The organism is Pseudomonas rosaeacicularis, from assembly GCF_057128745.1.
On the sequence record NZ_JBSKHT010000019.1, the window covers coordinates 45,541 to 59,029 of the forward strand.

Annotated in this window: 12 protein-coding genes; 9 read left to right on the forward strand and 3 right to left on the reverse strand. The window is 60.6% G+C overall.

The features are described from left to right. Nucleotides 1–309: 309 nt before the first annotated feature. The 7 genes from ACWKWM_RS23345 to ACWKWM_RS23375 all read left to right on the forward strand — a co-directional run bounded on the left by ACWKWM_RS23345 (nt 310) and on the right by ACWKWM_RS23375 (nt 8,521). A complete protein-coding gene (locus ACWKWM_RS23345; RefSeq protein ID WP_483848408.1) occupies nt 310–1,983 on the forward strand; it encodes an ABC transporter substrate-binding protein in 1,674 nt (557 codons plus the stop codon). A gap of 156 nt (nt 1,984–2,139) precedes the next feature. Beyond that, nucleotides 2,140–3,093 (forward strand): ABC transporter permease, encoded by a 954-nt coding sequence (locus tag ACWKWM_RS23350; protein WP_483848409.1) that lies wholly within the window; start codon nt 2,140–2,142, stop codon nt 3,091–3,093. A gap of 2 nt (nt 3,094–3,095) precedes the next feature. Beyond that, a complete protein-coding gene (locus ACWKWM_RS23355; protein ID WP_483848410.1) occupies nt 3,096–3,989 on the forward strand; it encodes an ABC transporter permease in 894 nt (297 codons plus the stop codon). A 2-nt stretch (nt 3,990–3,991) separates the two neighbouring features. Continuing rightward, nucleotides 3,992–5,032 carry an ABC transporter ATP-binding protein gene (locus ACWKWM_RS23360; RefSeq protein WP_483848411.1) on the forward strand — a complete coding sequence of 347 codons (1,041 nt, stop codon included), beginning with the start codon at nt 3,992–3,994 and terminating at the stop codon, nt 5,030–5,032. After that, complete coding sequence (locus ACWKWM_RS23365; RefSeq protein ID WP_483848412.1) at nt 5,029–6,036, forward strand: ABC transporter ATP-binding protein; 1,008 nt, start codon at nt 5,029–5,031, stop codon at nt 6,034–6,036. Before ACWKWM_RS23360 ends, ACWKWM_RS23365 begins: the two co-directional genes overlap by 4 nt. Then, on the forward strand, nt 6,033–7,214 hold the full coding sequence (locus tag ACWKWM_RS23370; protein ID WP_483848413.1) for an amidase: 1,182 nt from the start codon (nt 6,033–6,035) through the stop codon (nt 7,212–7,214). The genes ACWKWM_RS23365 and ACWKWM_RS23370 overlap by 4 nt, the downstream gene beginning before the upstream one ends. Before the next feature lie 38 nt (nt 7,215–7,252). Further along, complete coding sequence (locus tag ACWKWM_RS23375) at nt 7,253–8,521, forward strand: Zn-dependent hydrolase (protein ID WP_483848414.1); 1,269 nt, start codon at nt 7,253–7,255, stop codon at nt 8,519–8,521. Between the two features lie 90 nt (nt 8,522–8,611). On the opposite strand, the gene ACWKWM_RS23380 is transcribed toward ACWKWM_RS23375, so the two are convergent. Then, a complete protein-coding gene (locus ACWKWM_RS23380) occupies nt 8,612–9,505 on the reverse strand; it encodes an AraC family transcriptional regulator (RefSeq protein ID WP_483848415.1) in 894 nt (297 codons plus the stop codon). 192 nt (nt 9,506–9,697) lie between these two features. Here ACWKWM_RS23380 and ACWKWM_RS23385 point away from each other — a divergent pair, with 192 nt between their 5' ends. Then, a complete protein-coding gene (locus tag ACWKWM_RS23385; RefSeq protein WP_483848416.1) occupies nt 9,698–10,447 on the forward strand; it encodes a glucose 1-dehydrogenase in 750 nt (249 codons plus the stop codon). A gap of 97 nt (nt 10,448–10,544) precedes the next feature. On the opposite strand, the gene ACWKWM_RS23390 is transcribed toward ACWKWM_RS23385, so the two are convergent. Together ACWKWM_RS23390 and ACWKWM_RS23395 are read right to left on the reverse strand one after the other, a co-directional pair. Beyond that, a complete protein-coding gene (locus tag ACWKWM_RS23390) occupies nt 10,545–10,976 on the reverse strand; it encodes a nuclear transport factor 2 family protein (protein WP_483848417.1) in 432 nt (143 codons plus the stop codon). Between the two features lie 87 nt (nt 10,977–11,063). Beyond that, nucleotides 11,064–12,479, reverse strand: coding sequence for an MFS transporter (locus tag ACWKWM_RS23395; RefSeq protein WP_483848418.1), 1,416 nt, complete (start codon nt 12,477–12,479; stop codon nt 11,064–11,066). A 415-nt stretch (nt 12,480–12,894) separates the two neighbouring features. Here ACWKWM_RS23395 and ACWKWM_RS23400 point away from each other — a divergent pair, with 415 nt between their 5' ends. Beyond that, on the forward strand, nt 12,895–13,431 hold the full coding sequence (locus ACWKWM_RS23400) for a cytochrome b (protein ID WP_483848419.1): 537 nt from the start codon (nt 12,895–12,897) through the stop codon (nt 13,429–13,431). Nucleotides 13,432–13,489 lie beyond the last annotated feature (58 nt).

The following is a 13,489-nucleotide window of genomic DNA, read 5'->3' on the forward strand; positions in this document are numbered from 1 at the left end:
GCGGATGAGCAGGACGCAATGCTCGCATCAACCCGGGCCGCCACACAAACCCGGCCCTGGATGAACATCGAGCGCAGCCCTTGCGCCACGATGAAGCAGTGCGTACCAAAAGATTGCATGATCCGGCGCGCAACACTACCCAATCGTTTGGGTAGAAATCCGCGAAGTTTGTTCATCCGATCCAAGCCTTTGAAATAAAAAGGACTTTGTTGCGTGGGGCGTGCACTGACCAAGTGAAGCAAAAAAGTTGGTATGAGCATTGCGTTGGGCCCTGTCAGTTCTGCTTACCTGACTGATGGGAAATCCGCCATGACGCATGCTTCCGAACCCCGCGCACGTTGCCTTACCCGACTGGCACTGGCCTGCTCCGTTGCCGTCGCAGCATTGTCGCCACTGGCCGCCATGGCCGAAACCACGTTGCGCGTTGCCATGACGGCCGCCGACATCCCGTTGACTCACGGTCAGCCGGATCAAGGTTATGAGGGCAACCGTTTTACCGGGATCACCATGTTTGATGCGCTGGTGGAGTGGGATCTATCCCAGAGTGAAAAACCCAGCACGTTGATTCCCGGGCTTGCGACGGAGTGGGCGGTCAATCCAGACGATCACACCAAGTGGACCTTCAAACTGCGCCCTGGCGTGAAATTCCATGACGGCGCCGCGTTTAACGCAGATTCGGTGGTGTGGAACGTCAACAAGGTGCTCGACAAGCAGGCACCGCAATACGCGCCGGGGCAGATCGGCGTGACCGTATCGCGTATGCCGACCCTGCGCAGCGCGCGCAAAATCGATGACCTGACCGTTGAGTTGACCACCAGCGAACCCGACGCAGTACTGCCCTATAACCTGACCAACCTGTTCATGGCGTCGCCGACGGCCTGGCAGAAGGATTTGGCTGCCGTGCCGGCGACCACGACCGATCCGGCTGAGCGTTCGAAACAGGCCTGGACGGCATTCGCCAGCCACTCGGTGGGCACCGGGCCTTTCAAAATGGACCGCATGGTGCCGCGCCAGGAGTTGGTGCTGGACAAGAACGCCAATTACTGGGACCCCAAGCGCGTTCCTCGGGTGGACCACGTGGTGCTGATTCCGCTGCCCGAAGCGAACGCCCGCACGGCAGCGCTGTTGTCCGGTCAGGTGGACTGGATCGAGGCACCTGCGCCGGACGCCATCGACCAGCTAAAGAGCAAGGACTTCAAGATCTACGCCAACGGCCAGCCGCACCTGTGGCCGTGGCAGTTCTCGTTTGCTCCCGGTTCGCCGTGGCTCGACAAACGTGTGCGTCAGGCCGCTAACCTGTGTCTGGACCGCAGCGAGCTGAAGGCTTATCTGGGCGGATTCATGCAAGAAGCCACGGGCATCTACGAGAAGGATTCGCCGTGGTACGGCAACCCGGATTTCAAGATCAAATATGACCAGGCTGCTGCTCAGAAACTCATGGCTGACGCCGGTTTCAGCAAGGATCACCCGGTCAAGGTCAAGGTGCTGACGTCGGCCTCCGGCTCCGGGCAGATGCAGCCGTTGCCGATGAACGAATACATCCAGCAGAGCCTCAAGGGCTGCTACTTCGACGTGGATATCGCGGTCACCGAATGGAATACCCTGTTCAGCGGGTGGCGTCTGGGGGCCAAGGACCCGGCGGCCCAGGGCGCCAATGCGATCAACGTCAGCGCGGCGGTCATGGACCCGTACTTCGGCATGGTGCGGTTTTCCAGCGAAAAGGCATTCCCGCCGGTCTCCAACAACTGGGGCTACTTTGCCTCCCCGGAAGTCGAGAAGCTGATCACCAGCGTGCGCAACTCGTTTGACCCCAAGGCCTTGGACGAGGCGTCCGGCAAGCTGCATGCGGCCATCGTTGATGAAGTGCCGTTCCTGTTCGTGGCCCATGACGTCGGCCCGCGCGCGATCTCGCCAAAAGTGACGGGCGTGGTCCAGCCGCAAAGCTGGTTTATCGACTTGTCGCTGGTTTCCAAGCAGGACTGAGGAGCCGCTGTTGATGGCCGGTTTCTCTGTAGGAGCGAACTTGTTCGCGAGGCGTCAATTAAGGCGACATCTGCAGCGACTGAACCACCGCCTCGCGAACAAGTTCGCTCCTACAGGTTCGTGCAAAACCTGTGATTCACCCGAGTGAGGAAACCTATGCTCGCCTATATCTTTCGCCGCATTTTGCTGGCGACCCCGATTCTGTTGGGCGTGGCGCTGGTGTGTTTCATGCTCGTGCACATGGCGCCCGGTGATCCGTTGGTGTCGGTGATGCCGCCGGACGCTTCCGAAGCCCTGCGCGAACAACTGGTTCAGGCCTACGGCTTCGACAAACCGCTGCCGGTGCAATTTGGTCTGTGGATCTGGCATGCCGTGCACGGCGATCTGGGCATGTCCATCGCAAGCGGCCGTCCGGTCACCAGCGAAGTGCTGAACGCCGTGAGCTTTTCATTGCGTCTGGCGGTGCTGGCGACGTTGTTTGGATTCTTGCTGGGCAGCCTGTTTGGCTTCGTCGGCGGCTATTTTCAGGACAGTTGGCTGGACAAGATCGCGTCGGCGATTTCCGCCATTGGCGTCAGCGTGCCCCATTACTGGCTGGGCATGCTGATGGTCATCGTCTTTTCCTCGCAACTGGGCTGGCTGCCGGCCACCGGTGGCGGGCCCATGGGTCAATCGGCGTGGGCATGGGACTGGGCGCATTTTCAATTCATGATCCTGCCGGCCATTACCCTGTCGGTGATCCCCACCGGCATCATCGCCCGCACCGTCCGCGCTGAGGTGGCGGAAACCCTGTCCCAAGAATTCATCATCGGCCTGCGCGCCAAAGGGTTGGGGGAGTGGGGCTTGTTCAAGCACGTGGTCAAAAACGCTGCCCCTACCGCCATGGCCGTCATGGGGTTGCAGATCGGCTACCTCATGGGCGGCTCGATTCTGGTGGAAACCGTGTTCGCCTGGCCCGGCACCGGGCTGTTGCTCAATTCGGCGATCTTTCAGCGTGATCTGCCCCTGTTGCAGGGCACCATCTGGGTCCTGGCCTTGTTCTTCGTCGCGCTCAATCTGCTGGTGGATATCCTGCAGACGCTGCTCGATCCACGAATCAAAAGGGGCTGAGCATGAACCTGTCGATGCTGCGACCGGCCACGCCGGTCATCACCCCGGTGGACAGTTCGCCGGGTTACTGGAGCGAGGTTTTCGGCCGGGTGCGTCGTGATCCTGTCGCGCTGCTGGTGGCCGCGGTGATTCTGGCGCTGCTGATCCTCGCGATCTTCGGCCCGTGGATTGTGCCGGGCGATCCGTTCACCACCTCGATGTTCAAACGCCTGAAACCCATCGGCACCGAAGGCTTTCCGCTGGGCACCGATGAGCTGGGTCGCGACTTGTTGTCCCGCCTGATGCTGGGGGCGCGGCTGTCGCTGTTCATGGGCATCATACCGGTGATATTCGCGTTCTTTATCGGCGGTGCAATCGGTGTGATTGCCGGTTACTTCGGCGGCTGGCTCAACAGCCTGATCATGCGCACCGTGGACGTGTTTTATGCGTTTCCTTCGGTGCTGCTGGCGATCGCTTTTTCCGGCGCACTGGGTGCAGGCGTGAACAATGCACTGATCTCCCTGACGCTGGTGTTCGTTCCGCAGGTGGCGCGGATTGCCGAGAGCGTCACCACGCAAGTGCGTAACCGCGATTACATCGAAGCGGCGCGGGCTTCAGGCGCCGGGTCGTTCACCATCATTCGCACCCAGGTGCTGGGCAATGTGTTGGGGCCGATCTTTGTCTTCACCACCGGCCTCATCTCGGTGTCGATGATCCTCGCTTCGGGCCTTTCCTTTCTCGGGCTTGGGGTCACGCCACCCGAGCCGGAGTGGGGCCTGATGCTCAATACCTTGCGCACCGCCATTTATACCCAGCCGCTGGTGTCGGCGTTACCGGGGGCAATGATTTTCATCACCTCGATCTCTTTCAACGTGCTTGCTGACCGCTTGCGAGCGGCCATGGCGATAAGGAGTTGACGATGACCACGCGCGATATTGGCGGTCCAGCGCAGCCACTGATGAAGGTGGAAAAACTGGTCAAGCACTTCCCGGTCAAGGGCTCCCTGGGAAAACGCGCCGTGGTCCGTGCCGTGGACGGCATCGACTTCGTGGTGCACAAGGGCGAAACACTGGGCGTAGTGGGGGAGTCGGGCTGCGGAAAATCCACCACCGCACGGTTGCTGATGCAACTGATCGAGCATGACAGCGGCGAGCTGGTGTTCGACGCCATGACCGTGGGCGGTCATCAACTGCCGCTGCGTACGTACCGGCGTCAGGTGCAGATGGTGTTTCAGGACAGCTACTCGTCTCTCAATCCGCGCCTGACCATGGAACAATCCGTCGCGTTCGGTCCCTCGGTGCATGGCGTCAGCCAGCGTGAATCCATGCAGCGCGCCCGGGACCTGCTCGGGCGAGTGGGGCTTGAGCCGACCCGATTCGCCGGGCGCTATGCCCACGAACTGTCAGGCGGGCAGCGTCAACGGGTCAACATCGCTCGCGCCCTGGCTGTGGACCCGCGCCTGGTGATCCTCGATGAGGCGGTTTCCGCTCTGGATAAATCGGTGGAAGCCCAGGTCCTCAACCTGCTGCTGGACCTCAAGGACAGCCTGAACCTGACGTACGTGTTCATCAGCCATGACTTGCACGTAGTGCGTTATCTGTCCGACCGGATCATGGTCATGTACCTGGGTGAAATCGTCGAAGTCGGCCCGGCCGAAGCGCTGTTTTCCGAAGCCCGGCACCCGTACACCCAGGCGTTGCTGACCTCCATGCCGTCCATGGACCCGGCGCATCGCACCTTGGTTTCGCCGCTTTCTGGCGATCCCCCCAGCCCGATCAATCCGCCCTCGGGTTGCCGTTTTCACACTCGTTGCCCACACGCCGAAGCGGTGTGCGCGCAAACTGCGCCGCAGTTGACCATGACCGGCGCCGAGCATTTTGCTGCTTGCCTGATGGTGCAGCCGGGGGCGGGGCATAGCCAAAGTCCTTCGGCGCAACTGATCACAGGAGCCCTGGCATGAACCCACAAACCATGGTTGCCGTGCGCGACCTCAAGGTGCGTTTCAAGCGGGGCGGGCAAACCCTGTCGGCAGTCAACGGCGTCAGCCTGTCGGTGGCTCGGGGTGAAGTGCTGGCGCTGATCGGCGAATCAGGCTCTGGCAAAAGCGTGACGTTGCGCGCCCTGATGCGCCTGCATTCCGAACGTTCTACGCAGATCGAAGGCCAGATCGAAATCGCCGGCCAAGACCTCATGGCCCTGTCGCGCACACAGTTGCAGGCGTTGCGCGGCCCGGTGGCGGCGATGATTTTTCAGGAGCCGCTACTTGCCCTGGACCCGGTTTACACCATCGGCCAACAGATTGTGGAAGCGCTGCGTCGGCATCGCCCGATGTCCAAGGCCGAGGCGAGGGCGGCTGCGCTCGAGGCGTTGCGCAGCGTACGCATTCCCAGCCCCGAACAACGGCTGGATGCCTATCCGCACGAGATGTCCGGTGGCATGCGTCAGCGGGCAATGATCGCGTTGGCCCTGGCCTGTCAGCCGCAAATCCTGCTGGCAGACGAGCCGACCACGGCGCTGGATGCCACGGTCCAGATCCAGATTCTGATCCTGCTGCGCGAATTGCAGCAGGCGCTCGGGCTGTCGATTATTTTCGTGACCCACGACATCGGCGCGGCGGTGGAAGTCGCTGATCGAGTGGCGGTGATGTACGGCGGGCGCATTGTCGAGCAGGCGCCGCTGGCCGAACTGCTGGACAACCCGCAGCATCCATACACCCGCGTGCTGCTGGGCACCCGGCCCAAGGATGGCCTGCGCAAGGGCGAGCGATTGATCAGCATTCCCGGTGCGCCACCGGACCTTGCCAACCTGCCGGACGGTTGCGCCTTCGCCCCCCGTTGCCCGCGCGCCAGCGATGTGTGCCGCCGCGTGGTGCCTGCCATCGAAGACGTCATTCCCGATCATTCCGTGAGCTGTCATCACTGGAATCAGGTCTCTGTTCAACCTCTTTGTGAGCCTTTGTCATGAGCGATTCTGCCTTTGCTTTGATGCCTTACCCCGCAGTCGATGTGCCCCATGCCGCCAGCGGCCCGCTGGCCGGTTACACCTTCGCCGCGAAGGATCTGTTCGACGTCGCCGGTTACCCGACCGGGGGCGGAAATCCTCATGTCCTGGCCATGTCCGGGATCAAAACCACCACCGCGCCGACGATCCAGCGCTTGCTCGATGCGGGCGCGGAACTGATCGGCAAGGCCCACACCAACGAGATGGCGTTTTCCATGAGCGGCAAGAACGCTCATTACGGGACGCCGCGCAACGGCGCGGCCCACGACCGCATTCCCGGTGGCTCATCCTCGGGTTCTGCGTCTGCCGTTTCCAACCATGTGTGCGACTTCGCCATGGGCAGTGACACCGGCGGTTCGGTGCGCACGCCTGCCAGTTATTGCGGGCTGTTTGGGCTGCGTCCGAGCCACGGCCGCATTTCGCTGCAAAACACTCAGGCGCTGTGCGAAAGCATGGACACAGCCGGGTTTTTCACCCGCGACGCGAAACTGTTCGGTCTGGTGGGGGAGTGCCTGTTAGGGGCCGACACAGCGCCCTTGTCGGACACGCCTGAGTTGGTGATCAGTGACGCGTTGTTTGCGATGCTGCCCGCCGAATCCGTCGCTGCCTTGGCACCAGCCCTGGCGCAGATCCAGTCTTGGTGCGGGCCCATGGCAAAACTGGAAGGCGAGCTGCCCTCGCTTACCGATGCCTACTGGGCGTTTCGCTACATTCAGGGCCGCGAAGCCTGGCAGGCTCAGGGTGATTTCATCGAGCAAAACGGCTTGTGCCTTGGCTCCGACGTGGCGGCGCGTTTCGCTTGGTCCAAGGCCGTCACCGACGATCAATACAACGACGCCTGCGCGTTGCGTGAACGTTTCGCAGCGGCCTGGAACGAACTGTTGGGCGACCGCGTGCTGGTCATGCCGACGGTCCCGGACATCGCGCCGTTGCTCAGCGCCAAGGACGAAGAAATCGAACAGACCCGGCAGATCTCCCATCACTTGCTGGCGATCTCCGTGCTGTGCCGCACACCGCAACTGACCATCCCTCTGGTCAACAAGGACGGCGCACCGCTGGGCATTTCGCTGATGGGGCCGCGTGGCAGTGACTTGAGTCTGGTAAAGCTGGCCGTGCGGTTTGCCGGGCACCACGCGGCCTGAACCCATGGAACATTGTTTTGAGCTGATGGGAGATCAACATGAATACCCGAATCGATCCTGAGCTTTTTACCTCCAACGCCCCGCTGATCAACAGCGAGCGCCTGTGGCAATCGCTGATGGATCTGGCGCAACTGGGCGCAACGGCCAAAGGCGGCGTGTGTCGTCTGGCGTTGACCGACCTGGACCGCCAGGCCCGCGACCTGTTCGTGAAGTGGTGCGAGGAGGCCGGTTGCACCGTGACCGTGGACGCCATCGGCAATATCTTCGCCCGCAGGCCGGGCAAGGACCCGCTCAAAGCACCGGTCATGACCGGCAGCCACATTGACACGCAGCCCACGGGCGGCAAGTTCGACGGATGTTTTGGGGTCATGGCCGGGCTTGAAGTGATACGCACCTTGAACGATCTGGGCGTGGAAACCGAGGCGCCGGTGGAGGTCGTGGTGTGGACCAACGAAGAAGGCTCGCGCTTCCCGCCGTGCATGATGGGTTCGGGGGTGTTCGCCGGTAAGCTCGATCTGGCCGAAACCCTCGCGAAACAGGACGAGCAAGGCTTGGTGGTAGGCGAAGAACTGCAACGCATCGGCTACGCCGGACGTCGCGCGGTCCTGGGCCATCCCGTAGGCGCTTATTTTGAAGCGCACATCGAGCAGGGGCCGATTCTTGAAGACCAGCGCAAGACCATCGGCGTAGTCATGGGCTGCCTTGGCCAGAAGTGGTTCGACCTGACCCTGAGCGGTGTCGAAGCCCACGCCGGCCCCACGCCCATGTCGCTGCGAAAGGACTCGCTGGTTGGCGCCGCCCGCGTGGTCACCGCCGTCAATCAGATCGCCCATGCCAGTCAGCCTCATGCTTGCGGCACGGTGGGTTGCCTGAGCGTGCATCCCGGCTCGCGCAATGTGATCCCGGGCGAGGTGAAAATGACCATCGATTTCCGTCATCTGCACAGCGATAAATTACAGGCGATGGTCGATGATCTGCGCCAGGCCATCGAACTGGCGTGCGCCGACAATGGCCTGACCTACGAACTGACGCCGACGGCGGACTTCCCACCGCTAGACTTTGCCAGCGGCTGTGTCGATGCCGTGCGCGAGGGCGCACAGCGTTTAGGCCTGAGCCACATGGACATCGTCAGCGGTGCGGGACACGACGCTATTTTCATCGCTGAACTGGGGCCTGCCGGGATGATTTTCGTGCCGTGCGAGGGCGGCATCAGCCACAACGAAATCGAAAATGCGACCCCAGCGGATCTGGCAGCAGGTTGCGCGGTATTGCTGAGGGCCATGGTCAGCGCCGCGCAATCATGCTGATCCGCTACGCCGCGGCTTGTGGCTGTCAATAAAGACCCAATCAATCGCAGACGTTTGGTGTGTCTTGGCCGGGTAGGGAGCGGTTCGCGCTCAATCGGTTGCTGTCAGCTCGCGGGTCCGGTTCCGCACTGGGGCAGGGGACCTGAATCTTGCCGCATCCCGCGCAGGTGGCAGACCGAACAAGCGCGCGTACTCTCGGTTGAATTGCGAGGCGCTTTCATAACCCACGTTGTAGGCGATTGATGTCGCATCCAGCGTATCGAACAGCAGCAGCCAGCGCGCCCTCAGCAGGCGCAGCCGCTTCTGGTACTGAATCGGTGTCATGGCAGTCACCGACTTGAAGTGCCGGTAGAAGGCGGCAACGCTCATGTCGGACATAAGCGCCAGCGGCTCGACCCGAAAGGGCTCGGTGTAGTGCTCCCGAATCCACTGCGTCACCCTGCGGATCTGCGTCATGCGCCCGTCTGGCCGCGCCACGTCACGCAGAATGCCGCCCAATGGACCCTGCAACGCACGGAACAGAATCTCGCGTTCGATCATCGGCGCCAGCACCGCAGCATCCTGGGGGCGATCCATCAGCCGCATCATGCGTAGCCACGCATCGATCATTTCTGCTGGGGCCAGCACGCCCTGAAAACAAGTATTCTGCGGCGCCCTTGGCGTCTTGCCTTCATCCATCAGCAGCGTAGCGATCACATCCGGGTCCAGAGTCAGGCTGACGGCCAGATAGGGCTGATCCACGTCGCCGGGGTGAATCTGCCCCGTGGCAGGCACGTCCACAGGCACCAGAAAATAGCTGCCCGCCGGATACTTTGAAACGTCGTCACCTATGGACAAGGTCTTGGTGCCTTGAAGCACCAGATGCAACATCGGCTGATAGACCTGATCGGCACACGCCTCGGCCCGGACCATCGTCACACGAGGCAATCCGGTGACCGTCCATTTGTCTTGTGCGCGCATCACGAGGCGGCGCAGTTCTGCCATTGAATTTTCCATGCTGCTACCGTGGGCCGTATCAGCTCGCTTGGCAAGCCAACTGAGAAGAATAGGCAAGGATGTGCGAGTAACCGGCAAACGCTTGCGCTTTCGAGGACCCAATACTGATGGCACGCGGTTCGAAGGGCTTGATCAAGGGCCGGTAAAACCGAACATCACTCAATTTCAAAAGGTCATCTCATGAAACTCGAAGGAAAAATAGCGGTTGTCACCGGCGCGTCCAAAGGCATTGGCGCAGGGATTGCCAAGGCACTGGCGGGGCAGGGTGCGACGGTCATCGTCAATTACGCCTCCAGCAAAGCAGATGCCGATGCCGTGGTGGCTCATATCACCGAGCACGGCGGCTCAGCATTCGCGGTACAGGCAGACATGAGCCAGTCGGCCGATGTGGTCCGCCTGTTTGAAACCGTGCGCACTCAGTACGGAACGCTGGACGTGCTGGTCAACAATGCCGGCGTTGCGGTGTTCCAGATGATCGACGACCTGACCGAAGAGGCGTTCCATAAGCAAATCAATCTGAACGTGCTCGGCTACCTGCTGGCAGTGCGAGAAGCCGTCAAATTGCTGGGCCCCAACGGCAGCATCATCAATATCAGCTCGATCCTCAGCACCGATCCGTACCTGGCGTCGAGCGTGTACTCGGCCACCAAGGGCGCCGTCGATACCTTGACCTTCGCTTTGGCCAGAGAGTTGGGGCCACGTGGGATTCGCGTCAATTCGATCTTGCCGGGGCATACCAATACGCCGGCGACTGAAGGGCATTTTGCGGGTGAGTTAGGCGAGAAGATTCTTGCGGGTACTCCGCTGGGTCGCTTCGGCGAGCCCGAAGATATCGCTCCGTTGGCAGTGTTTTTGGCATCGCAAGATTCGCATTGGGTGACAGGCGAGTCGATCCGGGCATCCGGTGGCGTGCGAGGTGTGGGTTACTGAAGGGAGCCGGCTGAGCGCACGGCACAGGGCAGCGGCACAAGACTTGTCGGCGTGGCGATGGAAAATCATCCACGCCGACAGTTCGGCTGGGGCTAGATTAGAATTTGAATGCCTGACGGCCGATCAGCAGCCATTGGCCTTTTTGTTTTTGCCAGATCTGGAAGTTTTCGATCTCTGTCGGGACTTCCACTCCGCTGTTTACCGCTTGAGCGGAGAAGTGGTTGCGGACCAGTGCGACGTCGCCATCCAGGGTGATTTTCTGGTTCAGCATCTGCAGCGTTTTAAAACCACTGCGGCCGGTTTCGATGTCAGCGATGAATTCCTGTTTGTTCTGAATCTTCCCGCTCGAGTGCCCATAAGTGACGTTGTCTGAGGTGAGGGCGCTGAGGGCCTTGGTGTCCTTGTGCAACATCGCCTGGGTCATTTTATCGACAGCCTTGGCGACATCTTGCTCGTCCGCAGCGGGTGCTGCGGCGACATAGCCCGAAAACAGACATAGAAACACTGCCATCAGTTTGAACTTGCTCATCAATCTTCCTTTTTATTGTGATTGGATGCCAAACGCATCCGGTCTACAGGCGCGCAGGCACCCGAACGTATCGTTTTGTACAGTTGCTCAAAGATCGGTGATCTCTTTGTGGCGTGGCACCAAGGCCTTCATCACAGTCCATGCCACCAGATACGCCAACGCGCAGATGGCGAACATGATCATGTAGCCGGTGTGAATGTCATTGATCGACTTGTAGTAGTCGAACACCCAGCCGCCGATCTTGGTCATGACCACGCCGCCCAGGCCACCCGCCATGCCGCCAATACCCACCACCGACGCCACGGTCTTTTGCGGGAACATGTCAGACACCGTGGTGAAAATGTTGCAGGACCACGCCTGGTGCGCGGACGCTCCGATCCCGATCAACAACACGGGCACCCAAAAGCTGATATAGCCCAATGGTTGCGCCAGCAGCACCACTAACGGGAACAGCGCGATGATCAGCATCGCTTTCATACGGCCGTCGTACGGCTTGTCGCCGCGAGCCATGAAGTAGCTCGGGAACCAGCCACCGCCGATGCTGCCGACCATGGTCATGCTGTACAGAGCGAACAGCGGAAGCACAATGGCCTGGCCTTTCATGCCGTACTGCGCGGACAGGTACGTCGGCAGCCAGAACAGGAAAAACCACCACACTCCGTCGGTCATGAACTTGCCAAAGGCGAACGCCCACGTCTGGCGGTAGGTGAGCAGTTTGAACCACGAGACCTTTTTGGCAGGCGCGCCCGGCACTGGGGCAACCTTGCCTTGCTCGGACTCGTCACTGCGGATGTAGGCCAGTTCCTCGGAGGTCAGGCGTTTCTGCTGGTCCGGCTTTTCGTACAGCGCAATCCACACGCCAAGCCAGACGAAACCCAGCAGGCCGATCACGATGAACGCCGATTCCCAGCCCCACATCGCAGCGATCAGCGGCACACAGATTGGCGCCGTGATCGCGCCGACGTTGGCACCGGAGTTGAAGATGCCGGTGGCAAACGAGCGTTCTTTTTTCGGGAAGTATTCTGCGGTGGCCTTGATGGCGATCGGGAAGTTACCCGCTTCGCCAATCGCCAGGACAGCTCGCGACAACATGAAGCCTGCGATGGACACCGGAATCGCGGCGAAACCCAGCGCGGTGGTGATCGCACCAATGCCTTGCCCCAGCGGCACCGCGAACGCGTGCATCACGGCGCCGGTGGACCAAATGCCAATTGCCACCACGTAAGCGGTTTTGGTGCCGATCTTGTCAACGACGCGACCGGCGAAGAGCATCGCGATCGCATAAATGAATTGAAACACCGACGCGATGTTGGCGTAGTCAGTATTGCTCCAGCCAAATTGCGTGGACAGATCGGGGGCCAACAGACTGAGCACCTGGCGATCCAGGTAGTTGACCGTCGTCGCGAAAAACAGCAGCGCACAGATCGTCCAGCGGTATTTGCCGACGGACCGAGTGGCCGCCTGGGTGATGCTTTGCGGATGGGTGGACTCGTTCAAGTTCATGACGTCACTATTATTATTGGATGGGTGCTGGATCGCGCGACCGTTCTGGCGAGCGCGCAGAGGTACGTCTGCGAAATCGCAACATTGAAGTCAGCGGTCTAACCGCTGCTACACAGCCTGGTGTTTGAATTATCGAAAGGAGGGCGCGACTTGACGCAACCGCAAACCGCCAGGGCAGAACCCGCGGGCACGGCATTCGAACAGATGAACAAGCAGGTCGAATTCATTTTAATGACCGACATTTTTATTGTTAGGGATGACCCGACGTTAATTCGTCTGTCGTCGTACAACGCTATAGTTATAGCGACCGTTTCGGCAGACTGTCAATCTCCGCCGCAGATATACGCCCTTACGCAGCTGGTTCGCCAACTGCGCTACCCTCCATGCCTGGATGTTGAGTGGGTATAGGATTTCCATGGAACGATACACCGGCGTCGCTCAAGCTTTGCACTGGCTGACCGTTGCAGCGCTGTGCCTCTTGTTGCCTTTTGTCTGGGTCGCAGAGAATTTTCCACCGGGCCCGGTGCGCGTCTTCTGGTACATGGCCCATGAGTCCATGGGCATCAGCGTAATGTTGATGGTGCTTATCCGCCTGACCTGGCGTTGGCGCCATCGTGCGCCGGCTTATCCGTCTGGCACCGGCCGGGTGACCGGGATGCTGGCCGGGCTCAATCATGGCTTGCTCTACGCCGTGCTGCTGGTGATGCCTGTCACCGGTTATCTGATGGCCGGCAATGGCCAGGACGTACCGTTTTTCAGAGTGATCGCATTGCCCGGCTTTGCCAAGAATGAACCCTTGGGGGTCTTCGCCGACACGGTGCATGTGTGGTGTCAGTTCGTGGTCTATGGACTGATCGTGCTTCACGTGGCAGCAACGGTCTGGCATGTGGCGGTGCGCCGCGATGGCATGCTGGACCGGATGCTGCCGCCCCAGCGTGGCCCGGAGGGCTGATTCGCGGAACCAATGCCGTTTGCCGCCGCCTGAATGAATACTCAGAAGGAGGCAACGC